The organism is Xanthomonas graminis pv. graminis (genome assembly GCF_030168915.1).
Classification (GTDB): domain Bacteria; phylum Pseudomonadota; class Gammaproteobacteria; order Xanthomonadales; family Xanthomonadaceae; genus Xanthomonas_A; species Xanthomonas_A translucens.
Genome location: NZ_CP076255.1, coordinates 3,169,423 through 3,190,222, shown reverse-complemented (window position 1 = coordinate 3,190,222; position 20,800 = coordinate 3,169,423). Strand labels below are relative to the sequence as shown.

General features: G+C 67.0%; 18 protein-coding genes and 1 pseudogene. 14 read left to right on the top strand and 5 right to left on the bottom strand.

Annotated features, from left to right (window positions below):
• Position 1: 1 nt before the first annotated feature.
• Together KHF85_RS13800 and sctU are read right to left on the bottom strand one after the other, a co-directional pair.
• Entirely contained in the window at positions 2-1,924 is a 1,923-nt protein-coding gene (locus KHF85_RS13800; RefSeq protein ID WP_284567100.1) for an FHIPEP family type III secretion protein, read from the bottom strand.
• 18 nt (positions 1,925-1,942) lie between these two features.
• Positions 1,943-3,007, bottom strand: coding sequence for a type III secretion system export apparatus subunit SctU (gene sctU, locus KHF85_RS13795; protein WP_284567099.1), 1,065 nt, complete (start codon positions 3,005-3,007; stop codon positions 1,943-1,945).
• A gap of 214 nt (positions 3,008-3,221) precedes the next feature.
• On the opposite strand from sctU, the gene KHF85_RS13790 reads away from it, so the two are divergent.
• From KHF85_RS13790 to sctC, 10 genes are all read left to right on the top strand, one after another.
• Positions 3,222-3,683 (top strand): HrpB1 family type III secretion system apparatus protein, encoded by a 462-nt coding sequence (locus tag KHF85_RS13790; RefSeq protein WP_284567098.1) that lies wholly within the window; start codon positions 3,222-3,224, stop codon positions 3,681-3,683.
• A gap of 11 nt (positions 3,684-3,694) precedes the next feature.
• Positions 3,695-4,084, top strand: a complete 390-nt coding sequence (locus tag KHF85_RS13785) for a type III secretion protein HrpB2 (RefSeq protein ID WP_284567097.1) — start codon at positions 3,695-3,697, stop codon at positions 4,082-4,084.
• Positions 4,081-4,857 carry a type III secretion system inner membrane ring lipoprotein SctJ gene (gene sctJ, locus KHF85_RS13780; RefSeq protein WP_284567096.1) on the top strand — a complete coding sequence of 259 codons (777 nt, stop codon included), beginning with the start codon at positions 4,081-4,083 and terminating at the stop codon, positions 4,855-4,857. The genes KHF85_RS13785 and sctJ overlap by 4 nt, the downstream gene beginning before the upstream one ends.
• Positions 4,854-5,483, top strand: a complete 630-nt coding sequence (locus KHF85_RS13775; RefSeq protein ID WP_284567095.1) for a type III secretion protein HrpB4 — start codon at positions 4,854-4,856, stop codon at positions 5,481-5,483. Before sctJ ends, KHF85_RS13775 begins: the two co-directional genes overlap by 4 nt.
• Positions 5,465-6,202: a type III secretion system stator protein SctL gene (gene sctL, locus KHF85_RS13770; protein ID WP_284567094.1), complete on the top strand. Its 738-nt coding sequence runs from the start codon at positions 5,465-5,467 to the stop codon at positions 6,200-6,202. The genes KHF85_RS13775 and sctL overlap by 19 nt, the downstream gene beginning before the upstream one ends.
• On the top strand, positions 6,196-7,512 hold the full coding sequence (sctN, locus tag KHF85_RS13765; RefSeq protein ID WP_284567093.1) for a type III secretion system ATPase SctN: 1,317 nt from the start codon (positions 6,196-6,198) through the stop codon (positions 7,510-7,512). Before sctL ends, sctN begins: the two co-directional genes overlap by 7 nt.
• Positions 7,505-8,014 (top strand): type III secretory pathway component, encoded by a 510-nt coding sequence (locus KHF85_RS13760; protein WP_064539074.1) that lies wholly within the window; start codon positions 7,505-7,507, stop codon positions 8,012-8,014. The genes sctN and KHF85_RS13760 overlap by 8 nt, the downstream gene beginning before the upstream one ends.
• On the top strand, positions 8,011-8,838 hold the full coding sequence (sctT, locus tag KHF85_RS13755) for a type III secretion system export apparatus subunit SctT (protein WP_284567092.1): 828 nt from the start codon (positions 8,011-8,013) through the stop codon (positions 8,836-8,838). Before KHF85_RS13760 ends, sctT begins: the two co-directional genes overlap by 4 nt.
• 377 nt (positions 8,839-9,215) lie before the next feature.
• Positions 9,216-10,637, top strand: coding sequence for a helix-turn-helix transcriptional regulator (locus KHF85_RS13750; protein WP_284567091.1), 1,422 nt, complete (start codon positions 9,216-9,218; stop codon positions 10,635-10,637).
• 11 nt (positions 10,638-10,648) lie between these two features.
• On the top strand, positions 10,649-12,484 hold the full coding sequence (gene sctC, locus KHF85_RS13745; RefSeq protein ID WP_284567090.1) for a type III secretion system outer membrane ring subunit SctC: 1,836 nt from the start codon (positions 10,649-10,651) through the stop codon (positions 12,482-12,484).
• Between the two features lie 54 nt (positions 12,485-12,538).
• Here sctC and KHF85_RS13740 read toward each other — a convergent pair whose 3' ends face one another.
• The gene (locus KHF85_RS13740; protein WP_284567089.1) at positions 12,539-12,934 is read right to left on the bottom strand and encodes a hypothetical protein; all 396 of its coding nucleotides are present in this window, start codon (positions 12,932-12,934) and stop codon (positions 12,539-12,541) included.
• 312 nt (positions 12,935-13,246) lie between these two features.
• Here KHF85_RS13740 and KHF85_RS13735 point away from each other — a divergent pair, with 312 nt between their 5' ends.
• Entirely contained in the window at positions 13,247-14,722 is a 1,476-nt protein-coding gene (locus KHF85_RS13735) for a hypothetical protein (protein ID WP_284567088.1), read from the top strand.
• A gap of 5 nt (positions 14,723-14,727) precedes the next feature.
• A pseudogene (locus KHF85_RS13730) lies at positions 14,728-15,129 on the top strand (lytic transglycosylase domain-containing protein); the annotation flags it as partial.
• A gap of 416 nt (positions 15,130-15,545) precedes the next feature.
• Here KHF85_RS13730 and KHF85_RS13725 read toward each other — a convergent pair.
• Positions 15,546-17,270, bottom strand: a complete 1,725-nt coding sequence (locus KHF85_RS13725; RefSeq protein ID WP_284567087.1) for an IlvD/Edd family dehydratase — start codon at positions 17,268-17,270, stop codon at positions 15,546-15,548.
• A gap of 174 nt (positions 17,271-17,444) precedes the next feature.
• Here KHF85_RS13725 and KHF85_RS13720 point away from each other — a divergent pair, with 174 nt between their 5' ends.
• Positions 17,445-18,242 carry an SDR family NAD(P)-dependent oxidoreductase gene (locus tag KHF85_RS13720; RefSeq protein WP_284567086.1) on the top strand — a complete coding sequence of 266 codons (798 nt, stop codon included), beginning with the start codon at positions 17,445-17,447 and terminating at the stop codon, positions 18,240-18,242.
• A 386-nt stretch (positions 18,243-18,628) separates the two neighbouring features.
• Here KHF85_RS13720 and KHF85_RS13715 read toward each other — a convergent pair whose 3' ends face one another.
• Positions 18,629-19,624: a LysR substrate-binding domain-containing protein gene (locus tag KHF85_RS13715; RefSeq protein WP_284569555.1), complete on the bottom strand. Its 996-nt coding sequence runs from the start codon at positions 19,622-19,624 to the stop codon at positions 18,629-18,631.
• Positions 19,625-19,775: 151 nt separating this feature from the next.
• Here KHF85_RS13715 and araD1 point away from each other — a divergent pair, with 151 nt between their 5' ends.
• The gene (gene araD1 / locus KHF85_RS13710; RefSeq protein ID WP_284567085.1) at positions 19,776-20,783 is read left to right on the top strand and encodes an AraD1 family protein; all 1,008 of its coding nucleotides are present in this window, start codon (positions 19,776-19,778) and stop codon (positions 20,781-20,783) included.
• Positions 20,784-20,800 lie beyond the last annotated feature (17 nt).

Genomic DNA, 20,800 nt, shown 5'->3' with positions numbered 1-20,800 from the left:
GCTACAAGCCGATGCGCCCGATCGGCGCCAGTTCGATGTGGCCATTCAACTCCTGGTAGGAGTGCACCGGCAACCAGTCGATCCGCGGTTCGATCATCCGCCGGATGTAGCGGCGGATGTCCATCGAGGTGATCAGCGCCAGCGGTGCGCTCGGCGTGTTGCCGGCCATGGCGATGATGCGGTCGGTCACCATTTTCGCGTCTTCCGGCGGCATGGTCAGGAAATTGCCGGCCGGGGTCGGCTTGATCGCCTGGCGGATCATCTGCTCCAGCGCCTGCTCCAGCAACAATGCCGGCAACTGCGCGGCGCCGCCGCTGACCCGGTGCGCCAGGAACGCGCCCAGATCGCCGCGGACGTACTCGGTCAGCATCACCGGATCCTTCTCCTTCGGGCCCCAGATCACCAGGCTCTCCAGGATCAGCTTGATATTGCGGATCGGAACCCGCTCCTCGAGCAGGCGCCGCAACACATCGGCGATGCGCTGCAGCGGCACGACTTTCTGCACTTCCGCGACCAGGCCTGGATAGTCGCCGGTGATCTGCTCCAGCACCCACTGGGTTTCCTGCAGACCGAGGAACTGGTGTGCGCGCTCGCGCAACGGACGCGTCGCCTGCTGCGCCAGTTCCGTTTCCTGCTGCGCGCTCGGCGGCAGGGAGGCGCGCTGTACCGGCACGTCGTGCACCAGCACCTCGAACTCATGCGCCTGCAATTCCGCCGTTCGCCACAGGCTCACCCCGGGGAACGGCAGCCCCAGTTCCTCGACCAGCAGCGTGCGTTCGTGCTCGATGGCGCGACTGAGCGTATCCGCTTGCAGGCGGTCGGCCAGGTCCGGCGCGAGCCGGACCGACAAGGCCGAGGCGAAGTCCGGTGCATGATCGGCAATCGTCGGCTTCTCTCCCTTGCTGCCGCGGCGCGCGGCGCCGGTCACCGGCGCGCGCACCGGACCGGTGGCGGCGCGGCGCTTGTGTCGCAGCCAGAAGCCGCCGCCGGCGATGGCCGTGGCCAACAGCAGGAACAGCGTCGACGGGAAGCCCGGCACCAGCGCGAAGCAGGCCAGCATGCCGGCGGCGCAGAACAGCGCCTGCGTGCTGCGGGTGAGCTGCTTGCCGATTTCGTTGCCGAGCGAGCTGTCGTCGCTGTCGTCTTCGCCGCTGGCGCGGGTGATCATGATGCCGGCCGAGACCGAGATCAGCAGCGACGCGATCTGCGACACCATCGCATCGCCGATGGACAGGATCGCAAAGCGGTTGGCGGCTTCGGCCGCGCTCATGCCGTGGTAGGTGACGCCGATGATGATGCCGGCCACGATGTTGACCAGGGTGATGACCAGGCCGGCGATGGCATCGCCCTTGACGAACTTCATCGCGCCATCCATGCCGCCGTGCAGCTGGCTCTCCATGGCCAGCCGTGCGCGCTTGATCCGCGCATCGTCGGCGTTGAGGCTGCCGTTGCGCAGATCCGCGTCGATGCTCATCTGCTTGCCGGGCATCGCATCCAGGGTGAAGCGCGCGCCGACTTCAGCGACGCGTTCGGAACCCTTGGCGATGACGATGAACTGCACCGTCGTGATGATCAGGAAGATCACCAGGCCGACCACCAGATTGCCGCCGACCACCAGTTTGCCGAAGCTGTCGATGATGTGGCCGGCGTTGGCGTGCAGCAGGATCGACTTGGTGGAGGCGATGTTCAGCGACAAGCGCAACAAGGTGGTGAACAGCAGCAGCGACGGGAAGGAGGACAGCGCCAGCGAGTCCGGCACGTACATCGTGGCCATCAGCAGCACCACGCTCAGTCCGATGTTGACGGCGAGCAGCGCGTCGATCAAGGCGGTGGGCAGCGGCAAGATCATCAGCGCCACCACCGCCACGACCAACAGCGCGATCGCCGCCTCGCCGCCGTAGCGTAGTCCACGAGTCAGTTGCATGCGGAAGGTCCTGTGTGGTTAGTGAAGGTCTGGCGCGGCGTCGGGCGGCGTCTGCACCAGGCCATCGACCCAGCGCAGGACGGCCGCCACGACCGCGAACAGTTCGTCGGGAATGGCCGCGTCCAGCTCGACCTTGTAGAGCGCACGCGCCAACGGGGGATTGGCCATGATCGGCAGGCCCTGCGCCATTGCCGCCTCGCGTAGCGCCAGCGCACCGGCGTCCTCGCCTTTGGCGACCACCTGCGGCACGCCGAACTCCGGCGAATAGGCGATCGCCACCGCGTAATGGGTGGGGTTGACCACCACCGCCTTGGCCTTGGCCAGGCGCTGGCGCGGGTCGGAGAACAGCAGCTCTTGCGCGAACTGCTTGCGCTTGCCCTTGATCTCCGGGTCGCCTTCCACATCCTTGTTCTCGCGCTTGATCTCGTCCTTGCTCATGCGGTGATCGCGCACGAACAACCACTGCTGCAGTCCCACGTCGATGCCGGCGACCACGAGCAGGATCACGCAGGTGATGGCGAGCAGGCGCACCAGCACCTCCCAGCCGATCTGGGCGATGTCCAGCAACGGAAGGTAGGCGGTGCCCAGCAGCAGCGGCATCAGCCCTTCCACGCCTTTCCACAGGATCACGCCGATCACCACCGCCTTGACCAGCATCTTGATCAAGTCGGTCAGCGTGCGTGCCGAAAAGATGCGTTTGAGTCCGGTAACGGGATTCAGTGCGTCCAGTTTCGGTTCCAGCTTCTTGAACGACACGTTGAAGCGGGTCTGCATCAGGCCGACGAACAGCGGGCCTGCGGCGATCGCCAGCATCAGCGGCAGCGCCAGCCATGCGGCTTCCACGCCCATGCGCAGCATCGCCTGACGCAGGGTGTTATCGTCGCGGCTGTTGCCCAGATCCAACGCCAGGTGCAGCAAGGCGCGCAGATGCGCGCCCAGGAAGCTCGAGGAAATCTGCATGGCCAGCACCGCGCAGATCGCGCCGGCCGCCATGCCTGCATCCTGGCTGAACGCGACCTCGCCGTCGCGTCGCGCGTCCTGCAGCTTCTTTTCTGTCGGTTCTTCGGTCTTCTCGTCGGACATTGCTTTGACGCCAGGCCGGGGCGATGCATTGTGCGGCGGCGCAGGCTGCCTTGCCTTGCGTGGCGCGAACGCGCTGACGCGCAGGCGAAGCCGAAATGCGGCCGCGGTCTGACATCGTTTCGCCAACGTGTCGTGGATTTCGCCTGGCCGCGAGGGGGGCGGTGGCGGCCGCGCTAGGCTGCAGGCTCGACGCATCCTGCAGGAAACACCGACGATGAGTACGTTCAAAGCCAACGACCACCTCACCAACGGTCTGATCGAAATCATTACCGTGGCAATGCAACGCAATCAGGTGGAAGAAGCCGAGGCGATACTGGGCGCGATACGCCTGCTGCTCCCCAATGTCACGGCACTGGACAGCTTCGACGCCTGGCTGGCGATCAAGCGCGGCCGCTTCGCCGACGCGGCCCGCTTGCTGCATGGTCTCGATGGGTCCAAGGGCGCGCCGGCCATCAGCAAGGCGCTGCGCGCGTGTTGCCTGTTCGCGATCGGGGATTCCGACTGGACCATCTGTGCCAACGAGGTGATGCAGGAAGACAGAGACCCCGAGTCGGTGGCGCTGGTCAAAATGCTCAACGGTCAGCCGGTAGAGCCACGCGAGCCCAGTGCCGCCGCCGACGAGGCCGCTGCCAGTCCCGCCGTCGACATCGCAACGCTCAACTATCTTCGCGCCTGAGGAGACATGACATGACGCCCATCGCGCCAATCAGTCCAGTGGCTGCCGTCACGACGAGCAGCGCCGCCGCGCCGGTCCAGGCGGCGCCATCGGCCGCTTCGGTGCATAAATTCCAGGCGTTGATGCAGCAAGGCCATCGGGTCGCGCCGGATTTGCAGGTCTCCCAGCACCCCACCGCCATCGGGCGGCTGGTCGGAGCGGAAGACAAGGCGATGCAAAGCGTGATGGACCAGGCCGAGGACTTCGCCGCGCGCGCACCGAGCATGGACACGGCCCAGTTGGTCGCCGGGCAGATACAGATGATGGACCGCATGACCATGGCGATGCTGCAACTCAATGTCGGCACTGCCGTGGCGCAGGGCGGCAAATCCGCGGTGCAGACCCTGTTCAAGAATCAATGATGGACGCGGCCTTGTCCCGCCGGGGCATCTGCCGCTGGCTGTGCGTCGCGCTGCTGGCTTTGTGCCTGAGCAGTTGCAGTTCTGCGCTGTACAGCGGCCTGACCGAGAACGACGCCAACGAAATGCTGGTGGTGCTGCTGCGCAAGGGCTTGCAAGCCGAAAAGGAAAGTCCCGACGATGGCAAGACCTGGACGGTGTCGGCGCCGCAGGAGCAAATGGCCGACGCGCTGGAAGTCTTGCGCGCGCACGGCTTGCCGCGGGAAAAGCACGCCAACCTCGGCGAGATGTTCAAGAAGGACGGCCTGATCTCCACGCCCACCGAGGAGCGGGTGCGGTTCATCTACGGCGTCTCGCAGCAGCTGTCGCAGACATTGTCGGAAATCGACGGCGTGGTCGTGGCCGATGTGCAGATCGTATTGCCCAACAACGATCCGCTGTCGAACGTGGTCAAGCCGTCCAGCGCCGCCGTGTTCGTCAAGTACCGGCTGGGCACCGACGTGGCGCCGCTGGTGCCGAGCATCAAGAACCTGGTGGTGCACAGCGTCGAGGGGCTCAGCTACGACAACGTCAGCGTCACGATGGTGTCGTCGCAGTTGCTGGATGCGACGCAAACCACGCCGATGCGAGCAACCTGGTGGTTGCCGCTGAGCCTGGGCGCGCTGCTGCTGGCCGCGGCCGGCGCCGCCGCGTTCTGGCTGGCGCGTCGCGATGGCGGCTGGCGCGCGCTGCTGCAGCGGCTGCGCCCGCCCAGGTCCGGGGACGCGGCGCAATGAGCGCGCTGGCGGCGCCGGCGCAGCGCTTGCTGCGCTACCGGTCGCGGGTGCAGGCGCTTGCGGGGCAGGCGTCGCCGCCGCCGCCGCTGTGCGACCAGGCGGCGCTGCGCCGTGCATGGGCCGGCGCGGCGCCAGCGCGCCGGCAGGAGCTGCTGATCGCCGCCCTGCAGCTGGACGCGCTGTCGGCGACGTGCTTCGAGAATGCGGACAGCGAGCTGGCGCTACTGGAACCGGCGCCGCTGCAGCAACTGCTGTTGGCGCGCGCGCTGTATGCGCGGTCGGACGCGGTGCGCCACTGCATCGAGCGCGCGCCGCGGCAGTGGTTCGCCGAGCGTCTGGGGCCGTCCTTGTGGCAGTGGTTGCGTGGATGCCCGACAGCGTCCACGCGAGTGCCGTTGCTGGCATGCGGCAGCGATGCGCACGCGCAGGCGTGGTACCTGGACGGCTGGTGCCGCCTGGTCGCCGACGGCCTGTGGCCGTGGCCGGGCCTGGCGCATCTGGCTGCGGCCAGCGCCGGCCTGGATCCGGGCAGTGCGGCGTTGCCAGGCGATGGCGGTAGCCGAACGTTGATCGCCCAATGGCGCCTTTGCAAACAAGAGAACACGAGATGGGAGAACGCAGCATGATGCGGTTGCGCACAGAAAGCCACGTCGCGATAGACGACGACATCGTGCGGCGTGAGGAATTATCCACGGTGCTGGAGCTGGACCGCGCCGAGGCCCAGCACCGGCAGCGCTTGCTGGAAGACGCCGAGCGCGCGCACAACCAGGCGCAGGCCTTGGTGCATAACGCGCAGCGCGAAGCCGAACGTCTGCGCAGCGCGGCGCGCGCGCGCTTCCAGCGCGTTGCGCGGCTGGGCTATGCGGCCGGCAGGCGTGGCGCGTTGCGCGACTGGAACATGCGCTCGGTACGCGCGATGCACGATGAGCGCCAGCAATGGCTGCGTAACCGCGAGCGGCTGCTGCAGGTCGTCGTCGATGCGTGCGCCGCGATGCTGGGCGAAGACCGCGGTGCGCTCTATCGGCGGGCGGCGCATGCCCTGGAGCAGGCTTGCGCCGAGGCGAAATTCCTGCAGGTGCAGGTGGCCCCCGGCGAACTCGCGTCGGCGCAGCAGGCATTCGCCCGGTTCGCCGCGCAGTCCGGCGGGTTGCGCGTGGAGGTGACCGAATGCACGACGCTGGCACAGGGCGAATGCCGCTGCGAGTGGGACAGCGGCGTGTTCGAAACCGGATTGCAATTGCAACTGGACAGCTTGCGCGATGTGCTGCACAAAGTGCTGGGCAACGACGCGGCGGTGGAATGCGCAGCGGCCGAGGAGGCTGACGCAGAGGCGGTCACGTGCTGAACCTGGACCGCAGCGTGCTGCAGCGCGAGCTGGAGGCGCTGGCGCCGGGCGTGCGCTACGGCAAGGTGGTGGAATTGGTCGGCACCCTGTTGCGGGTGGAGGGGTTGGCGGTCACCGTGGGCGAGGTGTGCGAACTGCGCAATCCCGATGGGCGGTTGCTGCAACGCGCCGAGGTAGTGGGTTTCGCGCGCGATCAGGCGGTGCTGGCGCCATTCGGGGCGATGCTCGGATTGTCCGCAAGCACCCGGGTGATCGGCCAGGGGCGACCGTTGTCGGTGCCGGTCGGGGAACAGTTGTTGGGGCGTGTACTGGACGGCCTGGGCGAGCCGGCCGATGGGCGCGGCCCGGTGCAGTGCGAGGCGCAGGTGCCGATCCATGCCGCGGCGCCGGACCCGATGAGGCGGCGCCTGATCGATGCGCCGCTGTCCACCGGCATCCGCCTAGTGGACGCGCTGACCACGCTGGGCGAGGGCCAGCGCCTGGGCATCTTCGCCCCGGCCGGGGTCGGCAAGAGCACCTTGTTGGGCATGTTCGCGCGCGGCACCAGCTGCGACGTCAACGTCATCGTGCTGATCGGCGAGCGCGGCCGCGAAGTGCGCGAGTTCATCGAGTTCATCCTGGGCGAGCAGGGCATGGCGCGCAGCGTCATCGTCTGCGCCACCTCCGATCGTTCGGCGGTGGAGCGCGCCAAGGCCGCCTATGTCGGTACCGCGATCGCCGAGCATTTCCGCGACCAGGGCTTGCGCGTATTGCTGATGATGGATTCGCTGACCCGCTTCGCACGCGCGCAGCGCGAGATCGGCCTGGCCAGCGGAGAGCCGCCGACGCGGCGCGGCTTCCCGCCGTCGGTGTTCGCCGAATTGCCGCGGCTGGTGGAGCGCGCCGGGATGGGCGACAGCGGTTCCATCACCGCGCTGTATACCGTGCTGGCCGAAGACGAGTCGGGGGCCGACCCCATCGCCGAGGAAGTGCGCGGTCTGCTCGATGGCCACTTGCTGCTGTCGCGCGAATTGGCCGCGCGCAACCAGTATCCGGCAGTGGACGTGCTGAACAGCCTGAGCCGGGTGATGACCCAGATCGTCGGCCGCGAGCATCTCGATCTGGCCGGACAGCTGCGTCGGCTGCTGGCCAAATACCAGGAGATCGAACCACTGCTGCAGGTCGGCGAATACCGTGCCGGCAGCGACGCGGTGGCCGACGAGGCGGTGTCGCGCATCGATGCGATCCGCGCCTTCCTTGCCCAGGAAACCGCCGATGTGACCGATTTCCAGCAGTCGCTGTGGCACTTGCAGCAGGCGCTGTATGAGTGAGAAGCGTGCGCCGTGGCGGTTGCTGGCGGGGCTGCATCGCCGCCGTGGCGAGGCGGTGGAGGCGGAGTTGCGCCAGGCCTTGCGCGAACTGCAATCGCTTGAGGATGCGCTGCACGCGCAACGCGAACAGCGCGCGCAGCGACAGCTGCAGTGCGAGCAGCGGGCGCAGCAACAGGCGCAGCTGAGCGCCGCGCCGCGGCTGTGCATCGCGTCGTGGCTGGAGGGCGAGCGCCATCGCGAGGAGCTTGCCCGGCAACTGCAGGCTGCCGAGCAGGCGCTGCAGAAAGCGCAGGACGCATGCGACGCGCAACAGGAGCAGATTGCGGGCGTGCGCACGCGCCTGGCGCGCCACAATTCCCAGGCAGAGCAATACCAGCAGCGCGCCGATCGCCTCGCGCGGCAATGCGCCGAACAACGCGAACTCGCCGAGGACGAGGAAATCGCCGAGACCGTGGTGGCGCGTGCGCGCCTGCACCCGGGCATGCGTGCGGGGCGCCGATGAACGGGGCCGACGCCAGCCAGGCGCTGGTCTGGCTGCACTCGCAGGGCATCGGGCTGGTGCTGTTGCTGGCGCTGGCGAGCGTGCGTTGCTTCGTGCTGTTCATGGTGCTGCCGGCGACCGGAGAAGAGGCCATTCCGGGCGCCGCACGCAATGGCGTGGTGTACCTGCTGGGAGGCTTCGTCGCCTATGGCCAGCCGCCCGATCTGGTGGCGCGCATGGATCCGCTGAGCCTGTTCGCGCTGGTCGGCAAGGAGGCGTTCGTCGGCCTGGTGATCGGCTATGCCGCATCGAGCATCTTCTGGGTCGCGCAGAACGTGGGCACGGTGATCGATGACCTGGCCGGTTTCAACAATGTGCAGATGAGCAATCCGTTGCGCGGAGACCAGAGCACCCCGGTGTCCAATACGATCCTGCAGACCGCCATCACGCTGTTCTATGTGCTCGGTGGAATGAGCATGCTGCTGGGCGCCGTCTTCGAATCCTACCGTTGGTGGCCGCTGGGAACGCTGCAGCCGGATGGGAGCCAACTGGTCAGCCAGTTCGTGCTGCAGAGTACCGACAACATGATGACCGCAACGGTCAAGCTATCGGCACCGGTGATGCTGGTCCTGGTGCTTGTGGACCTGGGCTTCGGCCTGGTTGCGCGCAGCGCCGAGAAACTCGAGCCGTCCAACCTGAGCCAGCCGGTGCGCGGGGCGTTGGCCTTGCTGATGCTGGCGTTGCTGATGCAAGTGTTCGTTTCGCAGTTGCTTGACGAGCTGTCCTTCGTCCATTTCCAGGCCAAGATCGGCCAGTTCCTGAGCGGGTCCGCCGCGACCCATTGAGCGCGCGTCGCTGCGCGTGCGCAGCATCGTCGCTGCCGCCTCGGCCTTCGTCGCCACCCCATCAGTACCGTCAGGCTGCGCTCGCGGCCTGCATGGCCGCGCTCGATGAATCAAGTCTGCATTTTGCAAATTATTCAATGATTGACAATTGCGGAATGTATGAGGCGCGCTGTTCATCGCTAGTGGCCTTGAGAAATCAATGGGTTGAGCATATTTGTCTGCGAACGACGGCAGAATGAGATTTTTTGATCATCGTCCTGGGGTTAATTGAGAGATTCTGTTGCGGCGTCTACCTACAATGAATTGCGCCATCGTGCCGCATGTGCTTCAGAAGTTTCCTGCGGTTCTTCCTCTCATTCCCCCGGAGAGAAAACGTTATGTTTTTGACTACTTATCTCGCTGCGATCTCTGCATTAACCCATAACGAAAATTTGCCGAATTATTCGAAGAAGGTTTTGGACGGAGCTTGGCCGCAGGCGTTGCAATACCTGCATCATCGCCGCGATCAGGAGCATGAGGAGGGCCTCGGTGAGGTGAACCTGTTGTGCGCCATCGGCGATGGGTTGTTGATGATGGAATACGAAGAGGAAGCCGAGGAGTCCTATCGCCTGGCGCAGAAGCGCATGCGCAACGGCGGCGCGGACCTGCGCCTGCTCTCCTGTCGCAATACCGCCTGGCAGATGCTTCAGCAGCGCAGGCTCAGTGCAGCGTTGAACTGTTTCGGTCAATTGGCGGTGGACCGCGATGCCGATCCGCTGCTGCGGGTGGAGAGCCTGATGGGCAAGGCGCTGTCGCACTTCCATCTGGGCCAGAGCATGCAGGCGCTGCAGGTCGTGGATCGCGCCCAGGAAGCGGCGGCAGAGACCGAGACCGCCAAGCTGCTGGTTTCGGTCGTTCATGCCTTGCGCCTGGACATGCTCGCGCAGTTGAGCATCCGCCGCTCGGAGCGGCTGATCGACCATGTCTTCTGGCAGGCCGCGGCGTGCAACGAGAAATGGACCGGCACCTTCGATCCCGGCGAGATCGACCACTGCGTCGCCGAGGTCGCCGCGGCGATGCCGATCCTGGCGCGGCGGCTGCAGTTCGTGCGCGCCTTGTTGCGGATCGCCGGCGAAGATGTCAGCGCTTTCGATGCGGTGTACGACGCGATTCCGCAGCCTGCCGCTGCGTGTGGCCGCAACTCGCGGCATGGACCCAAGCTGGAACTGGCCCTGGCGGCGCTGGCCGCCGGTCGCGCCGATCTGGCCGAGCGCGCATTGGCCGGCGTGGTCAGGCAGGTATCGATGCGCTGGGATCTGGAACTGGAGTATTGCCAGGCCAAGATCTGCCATGCGGCCGGACGTACCGAGCAAGCCCTGCGCCTGTACAACCGCTATGCGCTGGATGCGGTGCAATGCCTGCGCAGCGAAGTGCAGGTTGCGCGATCGCTGGAAGATGGCCCTGCGGCGCAGTTCAGCGACGACATTTCGGCGCGCTTGCCGGCCAAGTACCGCCGTGCCTACGCCTACATGCTGGAAAACGTGCATCGCCCCGACCTGTCGATCAACGAAGTGGCCGCGCAGATCGGGGTGACCGGGCGCGCCTTGCAGTTGGCGTTCAAGGCCGCCACTGGCATGTCGCCGACCCAGGTGCTGCGCCGTTATCGCATGCAGGGCATTCGCGGCGAACTACTGTCCGAATCCGGCTGCGGCGGTGTGCTGCAGGCAGCCGAGCATTGGGGCGTGGTCAGCCGGTCGGCGCTGGTCAAGTGCTATCGGCGCCAGTTCGACGAAGTCCCGGCTGAAACTTTGCAGCGCTGACAGGAGGATCAATGAAACAGCATCGTTTGCGATCGGCGGTAGTGCCGCGCGCGTGTTTGGCAGTGGCATTGGCGATCGCGGTGCACACCGCCGCCGCTCCGGCGGCGGCGGCCGAGGTGCCATGGCATCGCGGCAACTTCCAGTATGTGGTCGAAAACAAGGACTTGAAGGATGTGTTGCGCGACTTCGCCTCCAGCCAGGGGGTGATGACCTGGATTTCGCCTGAGATCAGCGGCACGGTCAGCGGCAAGTTCGCTACCCCGCCGCAGAAGTTCCTGGACACGCTGGCGTCCAGCTACGGATTCGTCTGGTATTACGACGGGACGGTGTTGCGGGTGTGGGGCGGCAACGAAGTCACCAGCACGACCTTGACCCTGTCCGCGGCCACTACCGACCAGGTGAAGTCGGCGCTGGAGCGGATGAGCGTGGCCGATCGGCGCTTTCCGATCCGCTATGACGACAAGGCGCGGACGCTGATCGTGTCCGGTCCGCCCGGCTATGTGGAAACGGTGTCGGCGGTGGTGCGCTCGGTGGATCACAGCAGCGCGCTGCACGACGGTACGGAGATGCGCGTCTTCCCCTTGCACTATGCCCGTGCCGCCGATCGTTCCGTGCAGATGGACGGGCAGAGCGTGCAGATCCCCGGGATGGTCACCTTGCTGCGCGGCATGTACACGCATGCCGCGGCGAACGCAGGCGGTACGTCGTTCTCGACCGCACAGCGCCGCGTGCCGTCGCTGGGCGAGCGTGGCGATACCGGCGCGCGCAACGATCCCGGTGGCGGTGGCGGTGGCGGTGGCGGAGGGTCAGGTGTGGGGCTGCCCAACAATTGGTTTGGCCTGGGCGGCGGTCAGGCGCCGGTACGGCCGCCGTTGCCCAGCGGAGGGCCGATCGCCGACAGCACGGCCGCACCTGCACCTGCACCTGCACCCGCTGGCGGGGACTATGCCGGCGCCGCGGCGACTGCACGCAGCGCGGAGCAGGCTGCCGGGCTTGGTCCGGAGCTGCCCTACATCCAGGCCGATCCGCGCATCAACGCCGTGGTGATCCGTGACCGCCCGGAACGCATGGGCGATTACGCAGCGCTGATCCAGCAACTGGACTCGCGTCCGCAACTGCTGCAGATCGATGCGACGATCATCGAGGTGCAGGATGGCGCACTGCGCGATCTCGGCGTGGACTGGCGATTGCACAACCGCCATCTGGACCTGCAGAACGGCGACGGCAAGGGGACGGCGCTGGGCTACCGCGCTCCCGGCGCCAACCCCGGGCTCGGCGACAGTGCCGACGGGCTGACTCCCGGCGGCGGCATGCTCACTGCCGTGCTCGGCGATGCCGGACGTTTTCTGATGACGCGGGTGTCGGCGCTGGAGCAGAGCAATCGCGCCAAGATCGTCTCCACGCCGAAAGTGGCGACGCTGGACAACGTCGAGGCGATCATGGACCAGCGGCAGCGCTTCTTCGTGCGCGTGGCCGGCTATCAGAGCGCGGATCTGTACGGGTTGTCGGCCGGCGTTTCGCTGCGGGTGTTGCCCACGGTGGTGCCCGATTCCGATGCCAGGCAGATTCGCCTCGACGTGCATATCGAGGATGGGCAGTTGACCTCGCAGATGGTGGACCAGATTCCGGTGATCTCTTCCAGCCAGATCAATACCGAGGCCTTCGTCAACGACGGCGAGAGCCTGCTGATTGCCGGCTACGAGAGCAATGACGACGAGAACAACGTGACCGGCGTTCCGGGATTGTCCAAGGTGCCGGTGTTGGGGCGGCTGTTCCAGCACCGTTCCAAGCAGCGCAGCAGCGTGCAGCGTCTGTTCCTGCTGACGCCGCACGTGGTCTCGCCCTGACCGGCGTTGCCGGTAGCGCCTCGCTCGCAGTCGCGAGCGAGGCGCAGAGGGCAATCAGTTGTAGGTCTGGGGACCGGGACCCTGCTCGAGGCCGCCGTTGCCGCCACCGTGCGACTTCATCATCTGCTGCATGATCGCCATCAGCACCTGCATCAGCTCCTGACCGATGGAGTCGACGCCCCCCTGGCCCTGCTGGCCGCCCTGCTGGCCGCCCTGCGCGCCCTGCGCGCCCTGTTGGCCGCCCTGCGCACCCTGCGCACCGTCCTGGCCACCGCCCTGATCCTGCTGGCCCTGCTGCATCTGCTTCAGCATCATCATGATCAGCATCGCCATCAGCTGATCGAGCTGGCCGGAGGAGCTGGTGCTGCTGCTGCCGCCGCTGCCGCCACCATTCGAGTCCCAGTCGGTATTCGAGCCTTGCGTGGAGTTGGTAGAGATCGTAATGCTCATAGTGATTCTCTCATGTCTATGGTTGGGTGATATCGACCGCGATGGTCAGGGCATTAAGCCCAGGCCTAAGTTAGACGCCCGATCCGCGGTAATGGCGTCGATGTACGAAATCCGACCGCCTTGAGCGAAGAAGAATCGTGCCGCTGGGCGTCGATGTGCGGATCTTTTGGCCTTGTTTCGCAGAGAGAGCGATCGGTTCGTTGGCAGTGACCGGCGCGCGCGCGCATCCTCTTAATGTTGGATTGCGGCCGTCTGGTCGGTCGCTGGTCCGGGCCGGCACCGGTTCACTTCGACAAACAAGAGGACTTTGCGATGAGCTTTAAAAGTTTTATCAAGAGCATCGGGCATGGCATAACGCATGCGGCCGAGGATGTCGCACACGGCATCGAGCAGGGAGCCAAAGACGTAGCCAAAGGCGTGGAAGGTGTCGCAGAGCATGGCGCCCAGGCCCTCGGCGATGTCATGCAGGGCGATTTCAGGGGTGGCCTCAAGGAATTGGGGAAGGCTGGCAAGTCCATTGGCGATACCGCCAAGGCCGAGTTCAAGCTGGGCTTGACCGTTGGCGGGGCGATGACCGATCTGGCGCTGGGCACTGTGGCCGATGCGCATCTGAACAAGGGCCTCACAAAGCTCGTCCAGTCCGCAAAGGGCGTGGTGGACAAGACCCGCGACGCCGTCGATAAAAGCCTGAATCAATTCGTCGATTCCGCCGAAGGCGTTGTGGCCGGCGGCGTGCGTTGCGCCGAGGACGTGGCACATGGCCGTCTCGACCGCCTGGGCAAGGATAGCCTGTCCGTGGCGAGCAATGCGTTCAACGTGTGCACCACGCTGACGCCGGAAGGGATGGTCGCCAGTGTCGGCGCCAATCTCACACGTACGTTTATGGCTGACACGCCCCTGGCCAAGTACGCCAATGTCGTCGGCGACACGATGGCGCGCAAGCCGCTGTGGATGCTGCGCGACAGCGCCAAGGACGTGGCCGAGCCGTTGCTGGAGCCGCTGAAAAAGGATCTGGCCTCGGCCGACGCCAGCGTCGACCGCACGTTGGACAAGGCAGAGGCTGGCGTCAGCCGCACGTTGGCCGAAGCGGCCGAGCAAGCGCAGACGGCGTCGCTGTCCGGCGCTATCGAGTATGCGATCGCGCGCGAGTTGGAGCAGTCCCTGCAACCGGACTACACGCAATCCCGCGGGCTGGGCGATCTGTCGATACAGATCGGGCTCGGTGATACGGGGTCGCTGCCCGGCGCGGTGGAAGATGCGATCGCGCGCGAGTTGGAGCAGTCCCTGCAACCGGACTACACGCAATCCCGCGGGCTGGGCGATCTGTCGATACAGATCGGGCTCGGCGATACGGGGTCGCTGTCCGGCGCTACGGAGGATGCGATTGCGCGCCAGTTGGCCGATGCCATGGAAGGGAAGGACAAGCAATCGACGCAGGACGGGCGCGGCGATACGCCGTTGCTGTCTGATGCTCAGGCGGATTCGATTGCGGGCCAGTTGTACGATGCCCTGCAGGACAATCTGTCGACACAGGACGGAAGCGGCGATACGCCGCCGCTGTCTGAGGCTCAGGAGGATTCGATTGCAGACCAGTTGGCCGATGACCTGCAGGACAATCTGGCGACACAGGGCGGGAGCGGCGATATGCCGCCGCTGTCCGAGGCTCAGCAGGATGCGATTCAGCGCCAGTTGGACGATGCCATGGAAAGGAAGGCCAGGCAATCCGGCCGGGACGAAGGCTTGCTTTCCGCCTCGGCGGACGTGTCGTTCCAGTTCAGTGCGGTGTAGCCCGTATGCGTCGGATAGGATGGCTGCTTGCGGCGTGGCTCGCCACGCCGCTGGCGCATGCCGGGTGCTTCGAGCAGGCCGCGGCCTATCAGCAGGTCAATGCGCGCGTGCTCAAAGCCATCGCCTGGCAGGAATCGCGCGCGCGGCCGCAGACGTTGCATCGCAACGCCAACGGCAGCATCGACTACGGGCAGATGCAGATCAATTCGATCCATCTGCGGCGCCTGTCGCAGTACGGGGTGTCGGTGCGCGAGCTGATGGATCCCTGCGAAAGCACTTATGTGGCTGCCTGGCATCTGCGGCAGATGATCAACAAGTACGGCAACAGCTGGGCGGCGGTGGGCGCGTACCACTCGGAGACGCCGGCCGAGCGCGATCGCTACGCGCGTTCGGTGCGCCAGATCCTGGAATCGGACCAGCGGTTCGCGCGCTTCGAACGGTCGGAGCCGCAGACGCAGGGACAGGACGTGCGCACTGCGCGTGCGGATGTCCCGGCTGACCGCGCGCAGCCGCAGCAGGCGAAGCAGCCGCAGCAGGCGCCGGCGCGGTGGCAGTCGACGGTCGGGAGCGATCCGGTGCAGATCGCCGAACAGATGCTACGCAAGCGTGCGCCTCCGGAAGACGATCGTTGCCTGTTCGAGGATCTGGCGGCGTGTTGAACGAGGTGCGCTGGGGCATGCCTTGGCGCGCGCAAGCGGGACATCGGCGCTGTGTCGGCCGTGTCCCGCGGTACCGCAGGTAGCGCATCCGCCTGCGGTACCGCTATCCCTTGCCTTGCTGTGCGAGCGCCCCGCGCCGGGCGCCGGCGCGTTGCGATTCGGATTCAATGCGAGTCGCGGGCCACGTCGGCACCGCTGCCGCCGACCAGGAAATCCAGGTCCGCGCCCAGGTGCGCCTGCTGCACGTGTTCCACGTACAGCTTGCTCCAGCCGCGCAGCGGCGTCGGCAGCGGGGTCCATTCGCTGCGCCGGCGCAGCAGTTCCTCGTCGCTGACTTCCAGGTGCAGCGAGCGCCCGGGGACGTCCAGTTCGATCATGTCGCCGTCGCGCACCAGCGCCAGGGTGCCGCCGGTGGCGGCTTCGGGCGAGGCGTGCAGGACCACGGTGCCGTAGGCGGTGCCGCTCATGCGCGCGTCGGAGATGCGCACCATGTCGGTGACGCCGGCGCGCAGCAGCTTCGGCGGCAGCGGCATGTTGCCGACCTCGGCCATGCCCGGGTAACCGCGCGGGCCGCAATTCTTCAGCACCATGATGCAGTCGGCGTCGATGTCCAGCGCCTCGTCGTCGATGCGCGCTTTCATGTCCTCGATGCTTTCGAACACCACCGCGCGGCCGCGGTGCCGCAACAGGTGCGGCGAGGCGGCCGAGGGCTTGATCACCGCGCCGTCCGGGACCAGGTTGCCGCGCAGCACGGCGATGCCGGCCTGTTCGCGGAACGGCGTGTCCAGCGCGTGGATCACCTCGCGGTTCCAGCACGGCGCGTCGGCCACGTTCTCGCCCAGGGTGCGGCCGTTGACGGTGAGCGCGTCCAGGTCCAGCTCGGCGCCGAGTTCGCGCATCACCGCCGGCAGTCCGCCGGCGTAGTAGAAATCTTCCATCAGGTACTGGCCGGACGGTTTCAGGTTGACCAGGCACGGCAGCCGCGACCCCAACTGGTCCCAGTCGTCCAGGCTCAGCGGCACGCCCAGGCGCCCGGCGATGGCCAGCAGGTGGATCACCGCGTTGGTGGAGCCGCCGATCGCCGCGTTGACCTTGATCGCGTTCGCGAACGCCGAGCGGGTCAGCACCTGCGACATGCGCAGGTCGTCCTCGACCATCTGCACGATGCGCCGGCCGCTGAGTCGCGCCAGCCGCGCGCGGCGCGCATCGACCGCGGGGATCGCCGCGTTTTCCGGCAGCGAGATGCCCAGCGCTTCGACCATGCTGGCCATGGTCGCGGCGGTACCCATGGTCATGCAGCTGCCCTTGGAGCGCTGCATGCAGGCCTCGGCCTCGACGAACTCGTCCTGGCTCAGGGTGCCGGCGCGGACCATCTCCGACATCTGGATCACCCCGGTGCCCGAGCCCAGCGGCTGCCCGCGCCAGTTGCCCGACAGCGACGGGCCGCCGGACAGGCCGATGGTCGGCAGGTCCACGCTGGCCGCGCCCATCAGCAGCGACGGGGTGGTCTTGTCGCAGCCCATCAGCAGCACCACGCCGTCCAGCGGATTGGCGCGGATCGATTCCTCCACGTCCATGCTGGCCAGGTTGCGGAACAGCATCGCGGTGGGCAGCATCTGCGTCTCGCCCAGCGACATCACCGGGAATTCCAGCGGGAAGCCGCCGGCCTCGTAGACGCCGCGTTTGACGTGTTCGGCCAGCTCGCGCAGGTGGCCGTTGCACGGGGTCAGTTCCGACCAGGTGTTGCAGATGCCGATCACCGGGCGCCCGTCGAACATGTCGTGCGGATGGCCGGCGCTCTTGAGCCAGCTGCGGTAGTAGAAACCTTGCTTGCCTTCGCGACCGAACCACGCCTGGCTGCGGCGGACCGGTTTGGTGGGTGAGCCCATGCTGGCGGATTCCTCGAGACCTGATCGGCCCGGATCGGTGCCTGCACGGCGTCGCCCGGGGTGCTTTACGTCGGCGATGCTAGCGGGCATATTGATACATGAAAAATAACAAATATCTGACTATGGATATTTGTTTTCATATATCAAAATCTCATCCACCTAGAGCGAAACGGCATGGACAACACGGCAAACGCGGCGTCTCCCGGCACCGGCAACGCAACCTACGGCAGCCTGCACGGACGCCGGGTCTTCATCACCGGCGGCGGGTCGGGCATCGGCGCGGCGCTGGTCGAGGCCTTCGCCGGGCAGGGCGCGCAGGTCGCCTTCGTCGATGTGGCGGCCGAGGCCAGTGCGGCGCTGGCCGAGCGGCTGGCCGCGGCTGGCCTGACCAGGCCGTGGTGGCGCCGCTGCGACGTCACCGACGTGGCCGCGCTGCAGGCGGCGCTGGGCGCGGCCGCCGCCGAGCTGGGCGATTTCCACGTGCTGCTCAACAACGTCGGCAGCGACGACCGGCATGCGCTGGATGCGGTGACCCCGGCGTACTGGGAGCGCTGCGTGGCGATCAACCAGCGCGCCGCGTTCTTCGCGATCCAGGCGGTGGTGCCGGGCATGAAGCGGCTCGGCGGCGGTTCGATCGTCAACCTCGGCTCCACCGGCTGGCAGACCAAGACCGGCGGCTATCCGGTCTACGCCACCGCCAAGTCGTCGGTGAACGGGCTGACCCGCGGCCTGGCGCGCGAACTGGGCGCGGCGCGGATCCGCGTCAACGTGCTGACCCCGGGCTGGGTGATGACCGAGCGCCAGGTCACGCTGTGGCTGGACGAGGCCGGCGAGCGCGAACTGGCGCGCAACCAGTGCCTGCCGGACAAGGTGATGCCGGAAGACATCGCGCGCATGGCGCTGTTCCTGGCCTCGGACGAGGCGCGCGCGATCACCGCGCAGGAATTCGTGGTGGATGCGGGCTGGACGTGAGCGGCGGCGGATCTGTCGCCGACCTGTAGGGGAGGGCTTCGACCCCGACAGATCGCTGCAACCTGCGCGATTCCAGACGCCGCTCGTCGCGACTGAAGTCGCTCCCACAGGCGCTTGCGGCACGTCCGCCGGGTGCACTGTAGGAGGGGCCTCAGCCCCGCGCTTTGTCGGCGCGCATGCTTCGCGGCTGCGTTCTGTCGCGGCTGAAGCCGCTCCTACAGGACTTGCGGCGAGCTGGCCGGGTGCACTGTGGGAGGGGCTTCAGCCCCGACGGTGTCCGAAGAAGGAATGTTTGCCGCTGCGTTCGGTCGCGGCTGAAGCCGCTCCTACAGGAGACCTGCGGTTGGCTGGCTGGGTGCATTGTAGGAGGGGCTTCAGCCCCGACCTCATCCCTCGGTTCGCGCATCCGCCGGCGCCGACACTTCCCCGGCCGGCGCAACGTAGCCGTACACCGGCCCGGCCGCGTCCTGCAGCGCCTGCAGCATGATCCGCGCGCCCGGCGACAGCAGCCAGTCGGTGCGGGTAACGATGCCGAAGGCGTCCATGCGGCACGACAGGTCCACCGGCACGATCGCCACGCTGCGGTGGTCGGCGAAATGCCGGGCCACGTCCACCGGCACCACCGCCAGGTAGTCGCCATGGCGCAGCAGCTGCGGCAGTACCACCAGCGCCGAGGTCTCGACCACCCGCTTCGGCGGCTCCAGCCCGGCGTTCTGGAACATCAGCTCGAAGCGGTGGCGCAGCACGCTGCCGTCCGGCGGCACGATCCAGCCGGCCGCGGCCAGTTCGCGCAGCGCCGGCTGCGGCATCGCCAGCAGCGGATGGCCGGGGCGGGCGATCGCGCACACTTCTTCCTCGGCCAGGGCCTGGTAGTGCAGGTTGCGCTTGTCGTGGCGGGCGAACAGCCGCGCCACCACGATGTCGAGCTTGTTCTGCGCCAGTTGCTCCAGCAGCACGTCGCTGCCGTCCACGCGCAGCGCCACGCGCAGCAGCGGATGCTGCTCTGTGACCTGGGCCAGCGCGGCCGGCAGCAGGGTCATCGCCGGCCCGGCGATGGCGCCGACGCTGACGCTGCCGAAATAGCCGGCCTTCAGCGCCTCGATCTCGGCGCCGGCCTCGCCCAGGCTGGACAGGGCGATGCGCGCGTGGCGGATCATCGCCTCGCCGTACCAGGTCGGGCGCATGCCGCGCGGCAGGCGCTCGAACAGCGGCACTTCCAGCATGTCCTCCAGGTCCTTGAGCAGCTTGGACGCGGCCGGCTGCGACATGTTCAAGGTCTCGGCGGCGCGGTGGATGTTGCCTTCCTCCTCGATCGCCAGCAGCAGCATCAATTGCCGGGTCTTCAGGCGGGCGCGGACGAACCAGGGCGTGGCGGCAGGCATGGCGGCCCAATGCATATGAATGTTCGTATACATTAAGCCAAAAACGATATTTGTTGCATATAGGTCATCCGGCCAGAATAGAAGCGCATCCGCGGCACCGGCGGTCTGTGCTGCCGCGCCGCGCTTTCGTATTCCGACAGGCGACCGATTCATGCGATTGATCCAACTGCTCGACGAGTCCGGCATCCCCAGCGTGGGCGCCGTAGAGGCGGACGGCACCCAGGTGCGCCTGCTGCGCGAAGTCGGCTCGACCTATGCGCTGGCCAACGCCGCGCTGGCCGCCGGCCTCGGCCTGGACGATTACGCCACGCATCAGCTCGGCGACATCGTGCTCGACTACGCCGAGCTGCTGGCGAACCACCGCGTGCTGTCGCCGCTGACCCATCCGGACCCGGCGCACTGCCGCGTCACCGGTACCGGCCTGACCCACCTGGGCAGCGCCGCCACCCGCGATGCGATGCACCAGAACCTGCAGCAGCAGGCCGACCAGGGCACGCTCACCGATTCGATGAAGATCTTCCAGCTCGGCGTGGAAGGCGGCATCCCGCGCGACGGCCAGCCCGGCGCGCAGCCGGAATGGTTCTACAAGGGCGACGGCAGCATCCTGGTCGCGCCGGGCGCGCCGTTGCCGTCGCCGGACTTCGCCCTGGACGGCGGCGAGGAGCCGGAGCTGGTCGGGCTGTACGTGATCGGCGCCGACGGCGTGCCGTACCGGCTCGGCTTCGCGCTCGGCAACGAGTTCTCCGACCACGTCACCGAACGCCAGAACTACCTGTATCTGGCCCATTCCAAGCTGCGCGCCTGCGCGGTGGGGCCGGAGCTGCGCAGCGGCGAGCTGCCGCGCGACCTGCGCGGCAGCAGCCGCATCCGCCGCGGCGATGCGCTGATCTGGGAGAAGCCCTTCGTCACCGGCGAGGCCAACATGTGCCACTCGCTGGCCAATCTGGAATACCACCACTTCAAGTACGCTGCGCATCGCGTGCCCGGCGACGTGCACCTGCACTTCTTCGGCACCGCCACGCTGAGCTTCGCCGACGGCGTGCAGGCCGAGCCGGGCGACCGTTTCGAGATCGAACTGCCGGAACTGGGCGCCGCCCTGGTCAATCCGCTACAGCGGGTGTCGGCCGGGTTCGACCTGGGCGGCGTGCGCGCGCTGTAACCGAACAGGAGAACGGC